The sequence below is a fragment of the Paraburkholderia sp. ZP32-5 genome (assembly GCF_021390495.1).
GTDB lineage: Bacteria > Pseudomonadota > Gammaproteobacteria > Burkholderiales > Burkholderiaceae > Paraburkholderia.
Genome location: NZ_JAJEJP010000002.1, coordinates 541,164 through 560,315 on the forward strand (window position 1 = coordinate 541,164; position 19,152 = coordinate 560,315).

Below are 19,152 nucleotides of genomic sequence, written 5' to 3' on the forward strand. Positions count from 1 at the left end.
CCTCTCGAATCAAAGGAAATTCATGACCGACATTATTCGCATCGACCAGAACGCCCGGCGCAGCCGCGCGCTGATTCATAACGGGCTGCTGTATATCTCCGGCCAGGTGCCCGATGAACGCGGCGGCGATGTTGCCGACCAGACGCGTCAGGTACTGGCGAAGATCGATGCGCTGCTTGCCGAAGCGGGCACGTCGAAGGAGCGCCTGCTCAGCGCGCAGATCTGGCTCAAGACGATGGACGACTTCAAGGCGATGAACGCGGTATGGGATGCGTGGGTCGTGCCGGGCCAGACGCCGACGCGCTGCTGCGGCAAGGTCGAACTGAACGATCCGCAGTGCCGGGTCGAGATCGTCGCGGTGGCGGCCTGCTGATGGCCTGATCGCGCGAACTGAAAGTACGCGAAAGCTAGGTGTAAGTGCGTCGAATGGCTGCCCTGAGAGGCGGCCTTTCGGCTTTCCCGCAAGAAGCGGGAAAGCCGCGGCAGCGGGGGAAATGAAGCGAAAGCAGAGGCCAAAGTACAGGCCAACGTGCTCGCCACGGCGAATCCGACAAACGGCGTATTCGTCTTCAGATTTCCCCCCAAAAGCCGTAAAACAGACGTGGGAGTATTCAAGCTTTTGCGGTACGGAATCACGCGCAAATCTGGCAAAACAATACGGGGACCTCATGTTTTCACGTCTTTCCATTTCGGCCCGGTTATGGGCGAGCGTTGCGGTACTGGGCCTGTTGATCGCGATCGTGGGCCTGCTCGGACAGATCGGTATGAAGCATTCGAACGATGAGCTCGAATACGCGTATTCGAACCAGTTGCAGGCCGCAATCGACGTCGGACGCGCGAACCTCGAACTGATGGTGTCCCGGGTTGGACTGGACCGGGTGCTGCTGCATCCGGACGAGCCCAACCGGCCCGCGGCGATTACGAAGGCGCTCGGCCATCTGGAAGTATCCGACCGCGCATGGCACGCATACCGTGCCCTCACTCACGGAGATGACGAACAGGTACTGGCCGACCGTGTCGATGCCGCGCGCACGGCGCTGGTGCAGCAAGGGCTGATGCCGATGGCCGACGCGCTCAAGCGTGGCGACCGCGACACCGCCGACACCATCGCGATGAAGACGATGTCGCCGCTGTCGCTCGCGCTGACCGACAGCACTTCCGCGCTCGACCACTGGCAGGACGCGCATGGTCAGCAGGCATTTGTCGACGCGCGGCGCTTCTACCGGGATTTGAGCATTGCCGGCTTCGTGCTGCTTGGCGTGGGCTTCGTGGTGTGTGTCGTGTGCGCTTACGGGCTGCGCCGATCGATCTCGATCCCACTCGCGGGTGTGTTGTCGGCGCTTCAGAGCATTGCACGCGGCGACCTGACGACCGCGCTCGAGGTGCGCTCGCACGATGAAATGGGCAGCCTCGTGGAAGGGCTTCAAACGATGCAGGGCGGCCTGGAGCAGACCGTCAAGCAGGTCACGCGCAGTTCGGAGTCGATCGCCGCCGCGACCCGGCAGATTGCGGCGGGCAATAGCGATCTGTCGCAGCGTACCGAGGAGCAGGCCGCATCGCTGCAGCAAACGGCGGCGAGCATGGAAGAACTGACCGCGACGGTCCGGCAGAACGTCGACAATGCGCGCAGCGCGCAAAACCTGACCGACTCCGCGCATAGCCTCGCCGAGCGTGGCTCGCAAGTCGTCGCCGATGTAGTGCAGACGATGGGCGAGATCGACAGCAGCTCGCAGAAAATCGCTGATATCACCGGCGTAATCGAAGGCATCGCGTTCCAGACCAATATCCTCGCGTTGAACGCGGCGGTCGAGGCTGCGCGCGCCGGTGATCAGGGGCGCGGCTTCGCGGTGGTCGCCGGTGAGGTGCGTCTGCTCGCGCAGCGTGCCGGCGCGGCGGCCAAGGAGATCAAGGCGCTGATCGACGATTCGGTCGGCCGGGTGGCGTCGGGTTCGCAGCGCGTGCAGGTCGCGGGCGGCACGATGCAGGAAATCAGCGAGTCGATCACGCGGGTCGCGACGATCATGCGCGAGATCGTGCATGCGTCCGACGAGCAGCGCGACGGTATCGAACAGGTCGGGCTCGCGGTCGCGCAGATGGATCAGGTCTCGCAACAGAACGCGGCGCTGGTCGAGCAGGCCGCTGCTGCGGCGGCTTCGTTGAACGATCAGGCTGCCGCGCTGAGCGAGGCGGTGGCGGTGTTCCGGTTGAAGTAATACCGCCTACCGCCTCTGCTTACGCCAATGTGATGTGATTGTGCGAAGCGCGGGGAACGCCGCGCTGATGCGTGACGAAGGGTTGCCCGACTTCGACAGGCACTCAGAAGAAATGCCGCATACCCACGCGCACGATCGTCTGATTGCCGTTCGACGAGGGTCCGGCGGTATCCAGAATCCACGCCTTCGCGGTATTGCCGTCGCCGCTCGCATGCTGGTACGCCGCGCTGATATAAACGTCCGAGCGCCGCGATAACGCGTAATCGAGCAGCAGGTTCAACTGATGAGCCTGATTGTTTTCGAGTACTTCGTTGCCTTTCATGTACTGGTAAGCCGCGGCAATCGTCGTTGCGCGCATCAGCGGATAAGAGCCGCCGACTTCAACCACATTGATCGTTGCGCCGGTAAAGGTATTGCGCGTGTTCGTATAAAGCGCGTCGGCCCAGCCCTTGAGTACCGCAATGCGCCCGCCGAAGCCGAAGTTGCGGATACCGTCATTGCCGTTATTGATCTGCGCGTACTTGACCATCGTATAGGCGGCATTGAGCGAGAACGTGCTTTGCGAATAGTCCGCGCCGAAGCTGTATGAATTGCCATTGTTGAAGACGCCGGCCTGGTTGCTGAAGCCGTACATACCGCCGAACGTGAAGCCGTTGAAGTCCGGTGCCTGATAACGCACCGAATTCGCCACGCGCTGCGCGCCCGCGGTCCGATCGAAGTCGAAATCGCCGCTCGGCACGAGCGGCTTGCCGAGCGCATCGAATGGACCTTGCCGCAAATTGGTCAGCGAAACGAAGGCGATTTCCGGCCCGAGCCGCCTTTCCGAGAGCGACGTGAACATATAGTCGTACTGGTTGCCGGCGGTCAGCGTACCCCAACGCTCGCTTTGCAGACCCACCCAGGCCTGACGTCCGAACAGATCGCCAATCAGTCCACCGGTCGCCATTTCAATTTGACCTTCGAGCTGGAAGATCGCTTTCAGACCGCCGCCGAGATCTTCGGTGCCGCGAAATCCAAAGAGGTTCGGCGACAGCACGCCGGTGTCCATCACGACGTTACGATGACCGCCCTGATTCGATAGCGCGGTCACGCCGACATCGAGCAGGCCGTAAAGCGTCACCGAGCTTTGCGCATGAGTGAGCGGCGCATGGCACGCGACGCACAATGCGCTCAGAACAAGCTTCTTCATTCAATATCTCCAGGTCTGTGTGGGGCACCGTTCGCGACGGCGCATTTGTAATGAGAGGGAATTGCTTCAGGGCAGGCGGATTCTTCGGGTGCCGAAAATACCGATCTATCCACTACGCGCAGGAACGGACGAAAACCTGGCCAGTTCTGGCAAACGTCGGCAGTCGGGCAGAGGGCCGAGTTTTTGACGGCCATCGCAAAAGGGGTAAAGTGGCGCTTCATCTCTGGCAGATGCGCGAAGACCTCTATTCGCGCACGCCCCGCCCCGCAACAGCCCGACGAGTGCCCATGCGATGACGCCGTCCCCCTTACAGATCGAGCCGAGCGCCCTTCACAGGTACCGTTATTTCGAGTCGGCGGATATCGACGACGCGCGCCAGCGCATCGCAACGGTGCTGCAGCCGCATCGGCTGACACCCGGCTCGACGTGGCCGGGACACCTCGCGCACATGAACTACGTGCGGCTCGAAAATCTCGCGTTCGGCTCGCTTGGGTATGGCGGCGCGATGGGGGTCGAAGCGGGCGAGCTCGAGGATTACTACCTCGTCATTCTCAGTTTGAGCGGCTATGCGGACGTGTCGGTGGGCGGCCGGCGGACCATCATCGGCCAGTCGCAAGGTGTCGTGATCGGGCCGGCAACCAGTTTCGGCGGCACGTTTTCGGGGGACTGCGAGCAGTTCATCGTTCGCGTGGACAAGCAGGCGATCCTCAATCATTCGGGCTTCGAGCATCTGCAGATGGAGCCTATCGTCGACCTTTCCCGGCCGGAACTGGCGCCATGGCTCGCGCAATTGCAGGTGCTGACGTCGTCGCCGGAGACCGTTGCGTTGGCGCAGCGTGACAGGCGTGTCGCGGTCGAGATCGAGCGGTTACTGGTGATGCTGCTGCTCGCCGGGCAGCCGCACCATAGCCAGCAGCGCACGGCTTCCGCGGTGCTGCTGCCGCGCACCGTGCGGCGCGCCGAGGCATTCATCGTCGAGCATGCATGCGAACCGCTGACGCTCGCCGATATCGCGAACGCCGCAGGGGTGCCGGTCCGCACGCTGCTGCATAGCTTCCGGCGCTTTCGCAATGTCAGTCCGATGCAACTGGTGCGCGAGGCGCGCATCGACCGGTCCCGCGAAATGCTGCTGAGCGCAAGCGAAAACGCTCGCGTGGTCGATATCGCGCTGCGTTGCGGTTTCGTCAATCTCGGCCGCTTTGCGAGTGCGTATCGCGAGAAATTCGGCGAAGCGCCATCCGACACGCTACGTGCCGCGCGTCAGGGCTAATGCTTGTTGCGAAGATGTAATCGGATTCCGGCCGCTGACGGCCGGAATTCTTCGTCACGCCCGACCGGGCGGCTCGTTTCCTTTCCATTTCCTTTCTCTTTCCCTGTCCGCGTGCGCACAGAAAGCTGCGTGTTCCGGATAGCGGCTGCGTTCAACGGCTATAGGCCAAAAAAACGGCGTCTTACAGTCGATCCGACTGATCCAACTCGCCAAGGAATTTCACGGATGACAACGCTGCGCATGCGCGTCGAGCAGATCGACGCGTTGACGCCGACGATACGGCGTTTGCTGCTGATCGCGGCGGACCGCCAACCGCTGCCGGCCTTCAGCGCCGGCGCGCATATCGGGCTGCAGGTGCCGATCGAAGGACGCACCCAGCGGCGCGCTTACTCGCTCGTCAACGCGCCCGCCGACACCGGCCACTACGAAATCGCGGTCCAGCTCGAAGCCGCCAGCAGCGGCGGCTCGCGCTGGGTGCATCAACTCGGCACCGGCGCCGAACTCGACGTGACGCCGCCGCGCAACGACTTTGCACTCGACCCGGCCGCGCGCAGTGCATTGCTGATCGCGGGCGGCATCGGCATCACGCCGATCCTCGCGATGGCGCGCGCGCTGAATGCCGCCGGCACGCAGTACGAACTCCACTACGCGGCGCGCGAGGCCGCGATGATGGCCTATCGCGACGAAGTCGCCGCGCTGCCCGGCGCGACCTGTTGGCTCGACGGCGGCGACCCGCGCCAGGGCATTCCGCTCGCCGCGACGATCGGTGCGCCGCAACCGGACCGGCATCTTTACGTATGCGGACCGCGGCCGCTGATCGACGCGGTGCTGTCGCACGCGAAAGCACTTGGTTGGCCCGATGCGCAAGTGCATAGCGAACTGTTTGCCGCGAACCAGCAGGGCGCGGACGACAACACCGATACGGCGTTCGACGTGCTGCTGAAGACAAGCGGACTCACGCTCAGCGTGCCGGCCGGCAAAACCATTCTCGACGTGATGATCGACGCAGGACTCGATCCGATGTTCGATTGCCGGCGCGGCGACTGCGGTGTCTGCACGACACGGGTGCTCGACGGCACGCCGGATCATCGCGATATCTGCCTTTCGAGCGCGGACCACGCGCGCGGCGATTTCTGCCCGTGCGTGTCGCGCGCCGCGTCGCCGCGGCTCGTGCTCGACCTCTAACCTTTCTTCTGCAAACACACCGATGAGCATTTCGAACGAGACCATCGCGAGTCTGGTGCGCGCGGACAGCGTGCACAAACGTGTCTATACCGACCCGGAAATTTTCGGGCTGGAAATGAAACGTATCTATGGGCAGGCCTGGATTTACGTCGGCCATGAAAGCCAGGTGAAGCATCCCGGCGACTATCACACGACCCGGATCGGCGATCAGGACGTCGTGATGGTGCGTGCGAGCGACGGCCAGATTCATGTCGTCTATAACCGTTGTCCGCACAAGGGCTCGAAGGTCGTGCCGGATGGCGACGGCAACACCGGCAAGTTCTTTCGCTGCCCGTATCACGCATGGACCTTCAGGCTCGACGGCACGCATCTGTCGGCGCCGCTGAAGAACGGTTTGCAGGACACCTGCTTCGATCCGAAGCATCCGGACTTTTCGATGCGCAAGCTCGCGCGTGTCGGCGTCTATCGCGGCTTTGTGTTTGCGAATCAGTCGGAACATGGTCCGGATTTGCGGGACTTTCTGAACGGCGTCGCGTCGTCGATCGACAACCTGTGCGATCGCTCACCGACCGGCGAAGTCGAAGTGACGGGCGGCGTTTTCCGCGTGTTGCAGCGCTCGAACTGGAAGGTGTTCTACGAGAACCTGCATGACACGATGCATGCGCCGGTCACGCATGAATCGTCGGTCGTGTCGGCGCGTTCGCAGGCCGAGGCGTCCGGTTCATTGCCGTTCGAGTTGCTGATCATGGAAGGCAATGGCGAGCCCTACGAGTTCTGGGAAAAACTCGAATTGCGCGCTTATGAAAATGGCCACGGCTATATGGAAGGCATTTTCGATCCGGCCGCCGCGCAACGCGATCCGGTGTCGAGCGCGCACTTCGATGTGCTGGCGAACGCATACGGCGAACAACGCGCGCGCGAAATTCTCGGTATGAACCGGCACAACACCGTGATTTACGGCAGCGGCTCGCCGCATACGGTGTTCCAGCAATTTCGCGTGATCCGGCCGCTGGCGGTCGATCGCACGCTGGTCGAGATTCAGTTGTTCCGGCTCAAGGGCGCGCCCGACAGCGTATTCGAACGCGCGCTGACTTACGCCAACGTGATCAATTCGCCTTCGTCGAATGTGATGCCCGACGACGTCGAAGTCTATGCACGCTGCCAGCAGGGCAATCAGACCGATGGCGGCGACTGGGTCAGCATGCATCGCTATGCCGGCACCGATCGCGTTGTCGAGGACGGCATGGTGTCGATCAACGGGACCAGCGAGTTGCCGATGCGCAACCAGTTCGTCGCATGGAAACGCTTCATGCTCAATGAAACCGGCACGCAACAAGGAGCGGCCTGATGCTGTTCAATCCCACATTCGAACTGTCGACCACGACCGTCAATCCGATTCGCGCGAACGACGCGTTGCGCGTCGACATCGAACAGTTTCTGTATCGCGAGGCACGTCTGCTCGACACGCGGCAGTTCGACGGCTGGCTCGATCTATGGACACCGGACGGCATGTACTGGATGCCGCACGAACCCGATCAAAGCAGTCCGCGCGACCACATTTCGCTGTTCTGGGAGGACGCGACGCTGCGGGAAGTGCGCGTGCGGCGCATCACGAATCCGCGCAACTGGTCGCAGCAACCGCCCACCCGCACCGCGCGCGTGGTCGGTAACGTGATAATCGACGGCACCGATGGCGATGGCCGTCTGATCGTGCATTCCACGTTCACGCTGACCGAATGGCGCAACGGCCAGCGCCAGCTTGCCGGGCTGACCACGCACAAACTGGAGAAGCAGCAAGACGACGGCTGGAAGATCTATCTGAAGCGTGTCGATCTCGTCAACGCGGCCGATGTGTTTGCGAACCTCGAGGTGTTCGTCTGATGCCGGCCGCCCGTCTGCATGCGACGGCCGTGCTCGCGCTGCATTACCAGAACGATGTGTTGCATCCGGATGGCTGCATTCGCGTGGGTTTGTCCGCCAACGATCCCGCGCGCGAACGCGTGATCGCGGCGGCCGGTGAGCTGATCGCGGGCGCGCGGCGCGCCGACGTGCCGCTGATTCATATCCGCATCGCGTTTCGTGCCGATTACGCCGATCTCGTGCAGAACTGTGCGGTGTTTCGCAAGACCGCCGAACTCGGCGCGGTGAAAGACGGCACGTGGGGCGCCGCGTTCTACGCGGGGCTGGAGCCGGATGAAACGCGCGAGCATGAATTCGTGATCCGTCATCGGCGCACTAGCGGCTTTATCGGCACACCACTTGAACTGATGCTCGGCAAGCTCGGCGTCCGGCATCTGATCATCGCGGGCGTCGCGACTCACTCGACCGTCGAGATGACCGCGCGGCATGCGGCCGATCTCGGTTACGAAGTCACGGTCGCCGCCGATGCGTGCGCGGCGGCTTCTGCCGCCGTTCACGAAGCCTCGCTCGACAGCATGCGGCTGATCGCCGAAATCGGCACGGTGGCTAGTGCGCTGGCCGCGTTGGAGCACACACGATGAACCATCCCGATTGCACTTCTTCATCACCGGGCCGGCTTGCCGGCAAGGTGGCGATCGTCAGCGGCAGCACGCAAAGTCTGGGCGCGGACATCGCACGCGGACTCGTGGCGGCCGGCGCTCGCGTGATGACGCTCGGCCTCGGCGCCGAGGCCGGCGAGTCGATTGCGCGCGAACTAGGCGAAGCCGGTGCTTTCATCGAGACCGATATCACCGACGACGCGCAGATCGATCGCGCAATCGCCGCGACGTTGCGACGCTTCGGCCGGCTCGATCTGCTCATCAACAACGCGTGCATTTACGCGGACGACGGGCTCGCTTCGACACGCGAGCAATGGGCCCGGCTGCTCGACGTCAATCTCGTCTCGGCCGCGATCTTCGCGCAGAAGGCCGCGCCGCTGTTGCCGCGCGGCGGGGTGATCGTCAACCTCGGCAGCACCGGCGGCAAGTTTGGCGCGGCGGGGCGTGCGCTTTATCCGGCATCGAAGGCGGCGCTGCAGCAGTTCACGCGCAATCTCGCCGTCGCGCTCGCGCCCGACGGGATTCGCGCGGTGACGGTGTCGCCCGCGTGGACCTGGTCGCCGTCGCTCGAACAGCTTGCCAGCGGCTCGATCGATATCGCCGATCGTGTCGGCGCCGCGGTTCATCCGCTCGGACGCGTCGGGCGCGGCCATGAGATTGCGCAGGTGGTCGCGTTTCTGTGTTCGGTCGAAGCATCGTGGATTACCGGCGTCGATATACCGGTGGACGGTGGCTTCTCGATTCTCGGACCGGACCAGGGCGTGTCGCCTCGCGAGTGGTTCAACCGGCTCGGTTGACACGCGTCGACCTCGTTACGTTTTTATTCAGACTCGATCTCACCCACGAAGGGAATCTTATGTCGAACAGAATCAGCATCAACTCGGGCGATAGCCGGTTCGATGCGTGGCTCGCGTTGCCCGAAAGCGGCAGCGGCCCCGTCGTCGTGCTGCTGCAGGAAATCTTCGGCGTGAATGCCGAGATGCGTGAAGTCGCGGCGCTCTATGCGAGCGAAGGCTATGTGGTACTCGTGCCCGATCTGTTTCATCAGTTCGAGCCGAATATCGAACTCGGTTATAGCGACGCCGATCACGCGAAGGCGTACGACTACTATCAACGTTTCGATGTCGCGCGCGGGGTCGCCGATATTCGTGCGACCGTCGACTACGCACGCCATATGCCGGAGTCGACCGGCAAGGTCGGGGTGCTCGGCTTCTGCCTGGGCGGCAAGCTCGCTTATCTCGCCGCGGCCGAGTGCGGGGTGGACTGCGCGGTCGCCTACTATGGCGTCGGCATTCAGGACGCTTTGGATCTCGCCAGCAAAATCACCTGTCCGATTGCGCTGCACTTCGGCGAAACCGATCCGCTCAATCCGCCGCAAGCAGTCGATGCAATCAAGGCCGCGTTGGGCGACGTGCCGAACGTCAAGCTTCATGTTTATCCGCAAGCCGGCCATGCGTTCAACCGTAGCGGCCCGACCTTCGTCAGAACGGCGGCGATGCCCGCGCATACGCGCAGCCTCGACGTGTTCCGCAAAACGATCGGCCCGGACTACGACCTGAGCGCGCTCGCCGATCATCACTTCTTCCTCGAATTCGGTGCGCGCGACCCCGAAGCGACGATGCAAACGATGGTGCCGCAGCCCTACGTCAATCACGTGCCGACGATGACGGGCGGTACCGGCTATACCGAGTTGAAGCGTTTCTACGCGAATCATTTCATCCACGCCAATCCCGCCGATATGACGATGGTGCCGATTTCGCGCGTCGTCGGCGTCGATCGGATGGTCGATGAATTCGTGCTGTGCTTTACGCACGATCGTGAAATCGACTGGCTGCTGCCCGGTGTCGCGCCGACCGGCAAGTGCGTCGAAATTCCGATGCTGGTGGTGGTCGCGTTCCGTGGTCCGAAGCTTTATAACGAGCACATTTACTGGGATCAGGCGAGCGTGCTCGTGCAGATCGGTCTGCTCGATCCGGCGGGTTTGCCGGTGGCCGGCGTCGATGCGACCAGAAAGCTGCTGGATGAAACCTTGCCTTCGAACACGCTGATGGCGCGCTGGAAAGAGAGCGCATTGGCGAGCTGAGCGTGTGTGGCTCCGAGCTAAGTCATTCGGGCGGCGACGGCCATCAAGGCCGCCGCGTCGACACCGCGACACCTATAAGCGAACACCTGTAAGAGTGAGTGCATAAAACATGAACGCATCATCGAGTACGGCGGACATTCATTATGGCGAATACGACGCCGATGGTATCCGCGTCGAACATTTCACCGCGGCATCGAAGCCGGACGCAGCGCGGCAAACGCCGTTGATCTGCGTGCATGGCGGCTGCCACGCTTCGTGGTGCTGGCAGGAGCATGCGGCCGTCTATGCGGCCGCCGGCTATGACGTGCACGTGCTCAACTGGCGCGGCCGCAACGGTTCGACGGCGCTGGCCGATGCGGATCTCGCGCGTATGTCGATTGCCGATGTCGCCGAGGATATCGGCCGGGTTGCACGTCGCTTCGATGTGCGTCCCGTTATCGTCGCGCATTCGATGGGCGGCCTCGCGGCGCAACTCTATGCGTCGGCGCATGACGTCAGCGCGCTTGCGCTGCTGACGCCGGTGGTGCCGTCGAATGTCGGCGCGCAGCAGATACCGCTGCCGATCGAAGACATGGATTCGCAGTGGGGACCGCCGCCCGCCGAAGTCGCACGGCAGCTGTTTTTTCAGGGCCTGGACGATGCGCAAGCGGCGCATTTTCAAAGCCTGCTCGTGCCGGAATCGCCACGCCGCGTTTATGAAGCGACACGCTGGACGCTAGCGGTGGACGCGGCGAAACTGACCATGCCGATCCTGATCGTGTCGGGCGCGCTCGACGGACTGACACCGCCGGAAACCGGCGCGGCACTCGCAAAGCTGTATGGCGCGACCTATCGGCTCGAACCGGAGCACGGCCACAATGTGCTGCTTGGCAGCGGAGCAACGCGTATTGCTGGCGATGTCGTCGCGTGGATCGGCGATCAGCTCAGCCGTTGATTCGGCCTTGGCGCGTATGTTACTCACGCATGCGCTGTTGCAACGCTAGAACGAGTCCGCGTCGCAATAGCGGGAGAAACTAGAGACACCGAACGGTGGCCCCGGCAATGCCGCAAGCCACCGTACCGCCAACTTTATCGACTTACTCCTTCGGCCACCCCAGCACACGAGCCAACCCGGCGCCCATCACCTCGTTCAGTTCATCCGTCGTCAGGAAGTCGCTTTGCTCGGTAAACATCGTGACGCTTTGACGATACGACGAGTTCTCCGGCAGGCGCGTCATATCTGAACCCCAGAAGCAGCGCGTGACGCCGAATGCATCGATCACGCGGCGAATCGGATCGCGCAGATTCAGATATGGGTAGGGCTCGGTTGAGTACGCGGGCATCGTCGACACCTTCACCGATACATTCGGATGACGTGCCAGCGCGATCAGCCGATCGGCCGCGGGACCGGTGGCCGCATCGATCGTCGCGCGCGCAAAGCCGAGGTGATCGATGATGAAATTCAGGCCCGGATAACGCTCGGCGAGTTTGCCGATTTCCGGCAGACGCTCGGGCGCATGAACCATCGCCGGAATGCCGTGACGCTCGGCTTCGGGCCAGAACCAGTCCATCGATCCGTCAGTCAGATGCGGCCGGTTGCCGTCGCGATGAAACGTAAGCCGCACGCCGAGCATGCCCGGTTCCGACTTCCAGTTTTCCAGCAGCGGTTTGCCTTCGCTTTCGTTCAGCGGCACGCGTCCCATCACCGCGAAGCGATCGGGATGCGCGCGCAGCGCCTCGATCACGTAGTCGTTATTCGCGCCGTTGAACGAACGCGGCACGAGGATCGCCTTGTCGACGCCGGCTTCGTCCATCGCGGTGATAAGGCTCTGATACCTGAATGCCGCCGGCTCGAACGGATTGGCCGCGGCGAATGCGGCGGGTACTGCGCTCCAGATATGTACTTGTGAATCGATAATACGCATGACCTGCCTCTCCTGGTTTTATCCCACCACTACCTTGTTGCGCAGCACGCCAAGGCCCGAAATCGCGATCTCGATCTCGTCGCCATCGACCAGATTTCTCGGCAGCTCGTCGGTGCCGAGCCAGACGACGTCGCCTGGGTGCAGCGTGTTGTAACGCGAAATCGCGCTGATCACTTCGCCGGGGCTGAACAGCATGTTGCCGGTCGCGAATTCGTGGATCTGCTCGCCGTTCAGACGCACGGTCGTCGTCATGTCGGCGAGACTCAGGCCGGTGGTGATCCACGGCCCCATCGGTTTGAACGTATCGGCATTCTTGCCGCGCAGATTGGTCGGGTCGTTTTTCTGCCAGCTACGCTCGGTTATGTCGTTGCCGATCGTCCAGCCGAAGATGCACTGTTCCGCTTCGGCCGGCGTCACGTTCTTCGCGCGCTTGCCGATCACCGCGACGAGTTCGCCTTCGTACTGAAAGTCCGGTCCCGCGTCGCGCGGCTTCACGATGTTATGGCCGCTCGCGACGAGCGCACTGTTCGCGCGATAGCCGACGCGCGGCTCGTCATAGAACTTCGGTGTGCCGCTTTTGAACTCCGCGCGCGCGAGCACGTGATTGCGATAGTTCGAACCGATCGCGTAGAAGGTTCCCGGTATCACCGGCACCAGCAGCTCGACGTCCCGCCAGAACGTTTTCTTCGTGCCGACACGGTATTCACCAAACGGCGAGCCTTCCACCTCGACGATGAAATCGCCTTCGCGCAGGCCAAAGCTTTCCTTTTTGCCGTCGGAAAAACGGCACCAGATTTGCGTCAATTGAATCTCCTCAAACATTCAGGTCGCCGCATGAAGATCACCGCATGCGGGGCACGGCATTCAGATGTTCGCTTCAGGTACCGATATCGTGTGACACCGGCGGGCGCCACTTCAGCAAGCGTTTTTCGAGGCTCGTCAGCAGCGCGTCGGCGGTGAGCGCGATCGCGGCGAGCACGATCATCGCGGCGAACACACCGTCCGCGTGAAAGAGCCCTTGCTCGGTGACGACCAGCAAACCGAGTCCTTCGCGCGCGCCGAGAAATTCGCCGACCACCGCGCCCACCAGCGCGAAACCGAAGCTCACGTGCAGGCTGGCGAGAATCCAGCTCATCGCGGACGGCACGATCACCGATGTAGTGACTTGCCAGCTGCTCGCGCCGAGAATCTGGGTCTTTTCGATCAAGGCCTTGTCGGCTTCGCGCGCGCCCTGGAACGCGTTGGTGAACACGACGAAGAACACCATTACCACCGCGAGCGCGACTTTCGAACCGATGCCGATGCCGAACGCGATGACGAAAATGCTGCCGAGCACGATGCGCGGAATCGAATTCGCGACCTTGATATAGATGCTGAAGACGTCGGCGAGATAGCGGTTGCGTCCGAGCACGATGCCGCACACGATGCCGAGCACCGAGCCGATCAGAAAGCCGAACACGGTCTCGCGCAACGTGACCCACACCTGCAGCAGCAACGAGCCTTGTGAGGTGCCGTTGCTGAACCAGTCGACGAGACGCGCGAAGATCGCCGACGGCATCGAGAAGAAGAACGGATCGATCCAGCCCGCGCGCGCCGCGGCCTCCCAGCCGCCGGTGAACACGATAAAGATCAGAACCCGCACCAGCAGGATGCTGTTGCTGCGTTGGCGGCGCTTGCGGGCGGCGCGGCGGCGGGCGTCATCGAGGCGCTGTGCCGCGGTCGCTGCCGTTGCGGGGCTGGCCGCCGGATGTACGGTGGCGGAACGGGTCGCCGGATTGCCGATAGTCATCGAATCGGTCTCCATCACGAATTGGGGGTGAGAGCGGCGTGAGGATCGGCGCTCACGGTGGAGCCGTCCATGCCGGCCTGCGCTTCGTCCTTCAGATCGGCCCAGATGGTTCGGCACATTTCCATGAAGCGCGCGTCGTAGCGGATGTCGCCCATCACGCGCGGCCGCGGCAGATCGATCCGGTACGACGATTTCACGGTGGCCGGCCGCGCGGTCAGCACGACGACGCGGTCCGCGAGCGCGACGGCCTCTTCGAGATCGTGCGTGACGAACACGACGGACGCACCGAGGCTCGACCACAGATTCAGCAGCTCGTCCTGCATGAAGGTGCGCGTTTGCACGTCGAGCGAACTGAACGGCTCATCCATCAGCAGGATCTTCGGCTGCGAGATGAATGTCTGCGCGAGCGCGACGCGCTTTCTCATGCCGCCCGACAACTGATGCGGATAGTGATTGGCAAAGCGCTTGAGTCCGACTTTCGCGATCCAGTCGAGCGCGGCTTCGTTTGCTTCTTTCTTGCTCACGCCGCGATAACGCAGTCCCGCGCTGACGTTGCCGAGTACGCTGCGCCATGGGAATAGCGCATCGACCTGGAACACGAAGCCGACGTCGGGATCGATACCGTCGACGGGACGTCCGAGCACCTTCACGCGGCCCGCGTCGGGCCGGGCGAGACCGGTGATCAGGTTCAGCGTGGTGGATTTGCCGCAGCCAGTCGGCCCGACGATGGCGACGAATTCGCCCGGCGCGACGCTCAGATTGAAGTTGCTTAGCGTCTGCACCAGCGTGCCGTCGGGGATCTGGAACGAGCGGTCCACGCCGCTCATTTCGATGGCGGCCGGTTGTGCCGCCGGCCGTGCGAGCGACAGCGGCGCGCCGGCGGTTTCCTCACGTGTCATGACGGCGCTCCTCATTGCGATGCCTTTGCTGTCGTTGCTGTCGTTGCTGTTGTTGCAGCGGCGGCGGCGACCAGATCGTTGGTGTACGTTTTGTTCAGGTCGATTTTTGCCGCGCTGACGCCGGCGCCGAAGTGCGTCAATACATCGAGCACCGTTTTCGGGCCGTCGGCGGGCATTTTTCCATCGGGGGTAAACGAGGCCTTGCTTCTTGCGAGCGCTTCGACGTATAGCGCCTTGTTGCCGTTGTAGTAGCTGACCGGCATCTTGTCGGCGATCTGTTCGGCGCTATGCGTCGCGATGAAGCGCAGCGAGCGCGCGAACACGTTGGCCAGCTTCTGCGCGGTGTCCTTGTGTTGCTGCAGCCAGTCGGCGCGCACGTACACGCACGAGCCCGGATAGTCGCCGCCGAGTGCCGCGCGCGCTGTTTCGGGCGTACGCAGATCGGCGAGAATCTTTGCGTCGTTGTGATCGAGCAGCACCGACACGGTCGGCTCCTGCGTCATGCCCGCATCGATGCGGCCGTGGCGCATCGAATCGACGAAGGTATTGCCGGCACCGGCCGACAGATAGTGCACGTCGCTGGGCTTGAGGCCGGCGTGCGCGACGAGGTCCTGAGTCAGAAAATGGGTCAGCGTGCCGAAGCCGGTCACACCGACCACCTTGCCCTTGAGGTCCGCAACCGTTTTCACGTTGGCGGCCTGAGCAGCCGATACGAGCAGCACTTCCTGCGGGCTCGCGGAAAGCTGGACGATCGACGTCACGTATTTGCCCTGCGCCTGCAGATGGATCGATTGCTCATAGGCGCCCACCGCAGCCTGTGCGGAATTGGAGATCAGTCCGGTATCGGTCACCGATCCCGACGCCACCGAGACCAGTTCGGCGTCGATCCCTTCGTCCTTGAAGTAGCCAAGCTGCTGCGCCAATTGAACCGGCAGATAGAGAATTTTCTCGACACCGCCGACCAGAATCGTCAGTTTTTCGGCCGCCTGTGCCGGCGTGCAAAGCGCCGCGCTGCACGCGATCGCGCCGACGAGTGCGCTCAGGCGTTTCCGCCAGGGTTGTGTACCTCTCATGCAAGCCTCCTGTGCGGCAGAGCGAGCGCAGGCCTGTCGTGATGCGCCATGCGCTGTCTGCCAGTTTCGAATTGCGTCGTCTGATTCTTATGATTTATCAACGAGTATCGCCCGCTGTGCGCGTGCGCGACCAATACGGTTTGCTGGTCAGGCGATGCTTTCTGCTGATACCCCTGCGAGTTTTTGTCTGACTAAAAGTCGTGGTTGATACCGATCGACATGCCGAACTGATTCGAATGCCCGGACGGGTTCAGCTTCAGGTTGCTCACATAGCCGCCGCTGTAGTGCGTGTTGTCGACGTCCGCGTAGAGAAACGTGGTCTTCGACAGCAGATACGTGACGCCGGTGATCGCGACATCCTTCTTGCCGTCGATGCCGGCGGTCGTGTTCCTGTCGTCGTAGTACGCGGCGATCAGTTCGATGAACGGATTGATCTGATAGCGCAGGCCGCCCCACGTATAACGGTCGACGGTATTGCCGTGCGCCGACGATGTGGCGGTCGAATCGCGCGCGTAGCCGGCCATCGCCGCGACGGGGCCGAGCTTGTAGGCCGCGCCGAACGTGTAGTGGTTTTCACCGAAGAACGGCGGTGTGCCGGCCACCGCCGACACCGATTTGTGCGTGTAGGCGCTGCCGAAACTGAGGCCGCCGATCGCATAGCTGAAGCCGACCGCGCGCACCGCGCCGTCCGCAATGCTGCCGGCGACGCCGCCTACGCCATAGGCCGCGCGCAGCTTCAGCTTGTCGAACGTGCCGTTGTAGCGGATCACGTTGTCGTCGCGGCCGTTGCCGGCGACGCCGGCCGATGCCGCTCCGGCGAGCGTGATGCTCAGGTACTGCAGCCGGAACGGTTCGTAGCCCGCGAGCGTGTCGTGCGCGACGGTGTACATGTGGCCGAGATCGACCGAGCCGAACGGTCCGCCGATACCGACCTTGTCGGTGCGGTTGAAGATCTTGTTCGCGGTGTTGTCGAGCGCGCCGGTGCCGACGTTGAAGCCGCCTTCGAGGTTGAAGTGCGCGTTGTAGCCGCCGCCGAGGTCTTCGACACCCTTGAAGCCGAAACGATTCGACTGGTAGGTGCCGGAACCGAGCGACAGTTTCCGTCCGCCGGCGGGCGTCGTATTGCCGACGTCGCGAAGGCCCGAATCGATCGAGCCGTATAGCGTCACGCTGCTCTGAGCATGAACGGCGGCCGATAGCGGCGCGAGCGCAAGGGTTGCGAGAAGCAGTTTTTTCAAGGTTGTCTCCGACTGGTTTTTTGTACTTTGGGCAATTCGCGTCTGCTGGCATCGCGGACGGAATGGCTCTGACCTACTGGGTTGTCAGGCACCTGAGAAACTTCGGGATCCGTGACAACGGCACGAAGGTTCGCCGAAATTAACAACCGTGACTAATACCGATAGGAGACAAGTCGATGCGTTTTGCTGATAGGGTGAAGAGAGGGCGCAGGGGGTGCCCGGTCCCTTGCCGCGCTGGGGCGCAGTGGAGTGGCGTTTTCGAATTAGGTCAGGGACGACCCTGGTGAGAGCGTTGCGGGCGGCGCGTGGACGCGGCTGCGCGAGAGGGGAGGCTCAGGCGGGATGGGTCATTCCGCCGAAACCGTACGCAGTGCGTCGAGTAACGCCAGCATGCCCGGCGACGGTTCGCTGTTGCGCAGCCGCGCAATCCCGATGGTGCGGCGCGTGAGCTTCGCATCCACCGGCACGATCGCCAGAAGGCCCTGCTGCAATTCATTGCGGAACTGCCGGTGAGACACCAGTGCGAGCCGGTCGCTCGACAGCAGCACCGCGCGCACGATCGTCGGACTATTGGTTTCGAGCTGCATGATCGGCGGTTCGCTCGATTCGGCGCGAAACGCCCGCTCGAATTGCTCGCGCAGCGGTGTTTCCGCGAGCGGCACGACCCATTCATGCTGGCGCAGGCTGGCGAGGCTTCGGATCTTTTTCTGCCGCAGCAACGGATGCTGCGCGCGCACCATTACGCTCGGCACGTCGTCGAATAGCGGCTCGTGGATCGAGTACGGCTCGCGCTCCTGCGGACGCAGCGCGCCGATGATCATGTGAATGTCGGCGCAACGCAGGCCGACGCTGAGCGTTTCATAAGCGCCGTCGACGATCCGGATTCTGAGCCCCGGATGCTTGCGCAAGGTCTGTTCGACCGCGAGCGGCACGATCAGTCCGCTCGACACCGCGGCGCCAACCACGACGACACCGCCCAGTTCGCCTTGCAGCGACGTGAGTTCTTCGTCCGCGATGCGGATTTCGCCGAGCGCAAGCTTTACGTGCATCAACAGCAGGTTGCCGGGCTCGGTCAGTTGCGTGCCGCGCGCCGAGCGGCTAAAGAGCGGTACGCCGGCAAGATGTTCGAGCAGATGCAGATTGCGATTGAGGGCCGGCTGCGTCACGCCGACGATCGCGGCCGCGGCTTTCTCGCTGCCGCTGCGTGCGACGGCCAGCAGCGCCGCGAGCATTGCCTCGGTGATGGTTTGCGACAGGCGTTCGGCGGCCTGCGCATGATGGCGCTTCGATGCGGAGTCCCCGAGGATATTGCTACCGGCGATGTGCAGCTCGTCGAACGCGCGGCTTACACGCCGGTATGCACAGTCACCCGATGCGGTCAGACGCATGCCCTTGGTGGTGCGCTCGAACAACGCGGCACCGATCGATGCCTCCAGTTGCCGCACCGCGCGGGTCACCGCGGGCTGCGACAGATGCAGCGCTTCGCTGGCGCGGTGGACGTTGCCGTAGTGCGCCACCGCGGCGAACGCGCGCAAGCGGTTCATTTGCGCGAGCCGCGGCAGGGTGGTCGGAGGCTCGCTCATGGTGTCGGACGGATTACTGATCGCGCGTTGCGCGGCGTGATTCGGTGGCGGTTCATCGGGCGACGTAGAGCGGGATTCGGCGCGTTGTGGCGAACGTCGGCGCAAGCGGCCCGCGTCAGGATGACGGAATTGTCGTGGAACTTACCATGTCGGGACCGAGTAGGGGAGACGGGAAGGCGCTGATAGCGCGCCTTCCCGTAGTCGAGG

18 protein-coding genes are annotated in these 19,152 nt (G+C 62.9%); 10 read left to right on the forward strand and 8 right to left on the reverse strand.

Annotation, left to right across the window (positions count from 1 at the left end; translation table 11 throughout):
- Positions 1-22: 22 nt before the first annotated feature.
- A complete protein-coding gene (locus L0U82_RS21230) occupies positions 23-373 on the forward strand; it encodes a RidA family protein (protein ID WP_233834226.1) in 351 nt (116 codons plus the stop codon).
- A 295-nt stretch (positions 374-668) separates the two neighbouring features.
- The gene (locus L0U82_RS21235) at positions 669-2,213 is read left to right on the forward strand and encodes a methyl-accepting chemotaxis protein (protein ID WP_233834227.1); all 1,545 of its coding nucleotides are present in this window, start codon (positions 669-671) and stop codon (positions 2,211-2,213) included.
- Between the two features lie 103 nt (positions 2,214-2,316).
- On the opposite strand, the gene L0U82_RS21240 is transcribed toward L0U82_RS21235, so the two are convergent.
- On the reverse strand, positions 2,317-3,402 hold the full coding sequence (locus tag L0U82_RS21240) for a porin (protein ID WP_233834229.1): 1,086 nt from the start codon (positions 3,400-3,402) through the stop codon (positions 2,317-2,319).
- A 292-nt stretch (positions 3,403-3,694) separates the two neighbouring features.
- Here L0U82_RS21240 and andR point away from each other — a divergent pair, with 292 nt between their 5' ends.
- The 8 genes from andR (at position 3,695) to L0U82_RS21280 (ending at position 11,393) form a co-directional block, all read left to right on the forward strand.
- A complete protein-coding gene (andR, locus tag L0U82_RS21245; RefSeq protein ID WP_233834230.1) occupies positions 3,695-4,672 on the forward strand; it encodes an anthranilate 1,2-dioxygenase regulatory protein AndR in 978 nt (325 codons plus the stop codon).
- 225 nt (positions 4,673-4,897) lie between these two features.
- Positions 4,898-5,857 carry a PDR/VanB family oxidoreductase gene (locus L0U82_RS21250; RefSeq protein WP_233834232.1) on the forward strand — a complete coding sequence of 320 codons (960 nt, stop codon included), beginning with the start codon at positions 4,898-4,900 and terminating at the stop codon, positions 5,855-5,857.
- Positions 5,858-5,879: 22 nt separating this feature from the next.
- Complete coding sequence (locus L0U82_RS21255) at positions 5,880-7,205, forward strand: aromatic ring-hydroxylating dioxygenase subunit alpha (protein ID WP_233834234.1); 1,326 nt, start codon at positions 5,880-5,882, stop codon at positions 7,203-7,205.
- On the forward strand, positions 7,205-7,738 hold the full coding sequence (locus tag L0U82_RS21260; protein WP_233834236.1) for an aromatic-ring-hydroxylating dioxygenase subunit beta: 534 nt from the start codon (positions 7,205-7,207) through the stop codon (positions 7,736-7,738). The genes L0U82_RS21255 and L0U82_RS21260 overlap by 1 nt, the downstream gene beginning before the upstream one ends.
- Positions 7,738-8,358 carry a cysteine hydrolase family protein gene (locus tag L0U82_RS21265; protein ID WP_233834238.1) on the forward strand — a complete coding sequence of 207 codons (621 nt, stop codon included), beginning with the start codon at positions 7,738-7,740 and terminating at the stop codon, positions 8,356-8,358. Before L0U82_RS21260 ends, L0U82_RS21265 begins: the two co-directional genes overlap by 1 nt.
- Positions 8,355-9,173, forward strand: coding sequence for an SDR family oxidoreductase (locus L0U82_RS21270; RefSeq protein ID WP_233834240.1), 819 nt, complete (start codon positions 8,355-8,357; stop codon positions 9,171-9,173). The genes L0U82_RS21265 and L0U82_RS21270 overlap by 4 nt, the downstream gene beginning before the upstream one ends.
- A gap of 59 nt (positions 9,174-9,232) precedes the next feature.
- Positions 9,233-10,459 carry a dienelactone hydrolase family protein gene (locus tag L0U82_RS21275; RefSeq protein WP_233834242.1) on the forward strand — a complete coding sequence of 409 codons (1,227 nt, stop codon included), beginning with the start codon at positions 9,233-9,235 and terminating at the stop codon, positions 10,457-10,459.
- A gap of 109 nt (positions 10,460-10,568) precedes the next feature.
- Positions 10,569-11,393, forward strand: a complete 825-nt coding sequence (locus L0U82_RS21280) for an alpha/beta hydrolase (RefSeq protein WP_233834244.1) — start codon at positions 10,569-10,571, stop codon at positions 11,391-11,393.
- A 142-nt stretch (positions 11,394-11,535) separates the two neighbouring features.
- Here L0U82_RS21280 and L0U82_RS21285 read toward each other — a convergent pair whose 3' ends face one another.
- From L0U82_RS21285 to L0U82_RS21315, 7 genes are all read right to left on the reverse strand, one after another.
- Entirely contained in the window at positions 11,536-12,363 is an 828-nt protein-coding gene (locus L0U82_RS21285) for an amidohydrolase family protein (RefSeq protein WP_233834246.1), read from the reverse strand.
- Positions 12,364-12,381: 18 nt separating this feature from the next.
- Positions 12,382-13,167, reverse strand: a complete 786-nt coding sequence (locus L0U82_RS21290; RefSeq protein ID WP_233834248.1) for a fumarylacetoacetate hydrolase family protein — start codon at positions 13,165-13,167, stop codon at positions 12,382-12,384.
- A 73-nt stretch (positions 13,168-13,240) separates the two neighbouring features.
- On the reverse strand, positions 13,241-14,152 hold the full coding sequence (locus tag L0U82_RS21295) for an ABC transporter permease (protein WP_233834250.1): 912 nt from the start codon (positions 14,150-14,152) through the stop codon (positions 13,241-13,243).
- A gap of 14 nt (positions 14,153-14,166) precedes the next feature.
- Positions 14,167-14,979, reverse strand: a complete 813-nt coding sequence (locus L0U82_RS21300; RefSeq protein ID WP_326489772.1) for an ABC transporter ATP-binding protein — start codon at positions 14,977-14,979, stop codon at positions 14,167-14,169.
- An 83-nt stretch (positions 14,980-15,062) separates the two neighbouring features.
- Positions 15,063-16,124: an ABC transporter substrate-binding protein gene (locus L0U82_RS21305; RefSeq protein WP_233834252.1), complete on the reverse strand. Its 1,062-nt coding sequence runs from the start codon at positions 16,122-16,124 to the stop codon at positions 15,063-15,065.
- 191 nt (positions 16,125-16,315) lie between these two features.
- The gene (locus L0U82_RS21310) at positions 16,316-17,362 is read right to left on the reverse strand and encodes a porin (RefSeq protein ID WP_233834254.1); all 1,047 of its coding nucleotides are present in this window, start codon (positions 17,360-17,362) and stop codon (positions 16,316-16,318) included.
- Between the two features lie 347 nt (positions 17,363-17,709).
- Positions 17,710-18,945: a LysR family transcriptional regulator gene (locus L0U82_RS21315; RefSeq protein ID WP_233834255.1), complete on the reverse strand. Its 1,236-nt coding sequence runs from the start codon at positions 18,943-18,945 to the stop codon at positions 17,710-17,712.
- Positions 18,946-19,152: the final 207 nt, after the last annotated feature.

What these genes read in the sequence shown, in the direction of transcription:
- L0U82_RS21230 (WP_233834226.1), top strand. Translation starts at nt 23, where the DNA reads ATGACCGACATTATTCGCATCGACCAGAACGCCCGGCGCAGCCGCGCG.
- L0U82_RS21235 (WP_233834227.1), top strand. Translation starts at nt 669, where the DNA reads ATGTTTTCACGTCTTTCCATTTCGGCCCGGTTATGGGCGAGCGTTGCG.
- L0U82_RS21240 (WP_233834229.1), bottom strand. Translation starts at nt 3,402, where the DNA reads ATGAAGAAGCTTGTTCTGAGCGCATTGTGCGTCGCGTGCCATGCGCCG.
- andR (WP_233834230.1), top strand. Translation starts at nt 3,695, where the DNA reads ATGACGCCGTCCCCCTTACAGATCGAGCCGAGCGCCCTTCACAGGTAC.
- L0U82_RS21250 (WP_233834232.1), top strand. Translation starts at nt 4,898, where the DNA reads ATGACAACGCTGCGCATGCGCGTCGAGCAGATCGACGCGTTGACGCCG.
- L0U82_RS21255 (WP_233834234.1), top strand. Translation starts at nt 5,880, where the DNA reads ATGAGCATTTCGAACGAGACCATCGCGAGTCTGGTGCGCGCGGACAGC.
- L0U82_RS21260 (WP_233834236.1), top strand. Translation starts at nt 7,205, where the DNA reads ATGCTGTTCAATCCCACATTCGAACTGTCGACCACGACCGTCAATCCG.
- L0U82_RS21265 (WP_233834238.1), top strand. Translation starts at nt 7,738, where the DNA reads ATGCCGGCCGCCCGTCTGCATGCGACGGCCGTGCTCGCGCTGCATTAC.
- L0U82_RS21270 (WP_233834240.1), top strand. Translation starts at nt 8,355, where the DNA reads ATGAACCATCCCGATTGCACTTCTTCATCACCGGGCCGGCTTGCCGGC.
- L0U82_RS21275 (WP_233834242.1), top strand. Translation starts at nt 9,233, where the DNA reads ATGTCGAACAGAATCAGCATCAACTCGGGCGATAGCCGGTTCGATGCG.
- L0U82_RS21280 (WP_233834244.1), top strand. Translation starts at nt 10,569, where the DNA reads ATGAACGCATCATCGAGTACGGCGGACATTCATTATGGCGAATACGAC.
- L0U82_RS21285 (WP_233834246.1), bottom strand. Translation starts at nt 12,363, where the DNA reads ATGCGTATTATCGATTCACAAGTACATATCTGGAGCGCAGTACCCGCC.
- L0U82_RS21295 (WP_233834250.1), bottom strand. Translation starts at nt 14,152, where the DNA reads ATGACTATCGGCAATCCGGCGACCCGTTCCGCCACCGTACATCCGGCG.
- L0U82_RS21300 (WP_326489772.1), bottom strand. Translation starts at nt 14,979, where the DNA reads ATGAGCGGCGTGGACCGCTCGTTCCAGATCCCCGACGGCACGCTGGTG.
- L0U82_RS21305 (WP_233834252.1), bottom strand. Translation starts at nt 16,124, where the DNA reads ATGAGAGGTACACAACCCTGGCGGAAACGCCTGAGCGCACTCGTCGGC.
- L0U82_RS21315 (WP_233834255.1), bottom strand. Translation starts at nt 18,945, where the DNA reads ATGAGCGAGCCTCCGACCACCCTGCCGCGGCTCGCGCAAATGAACCGC.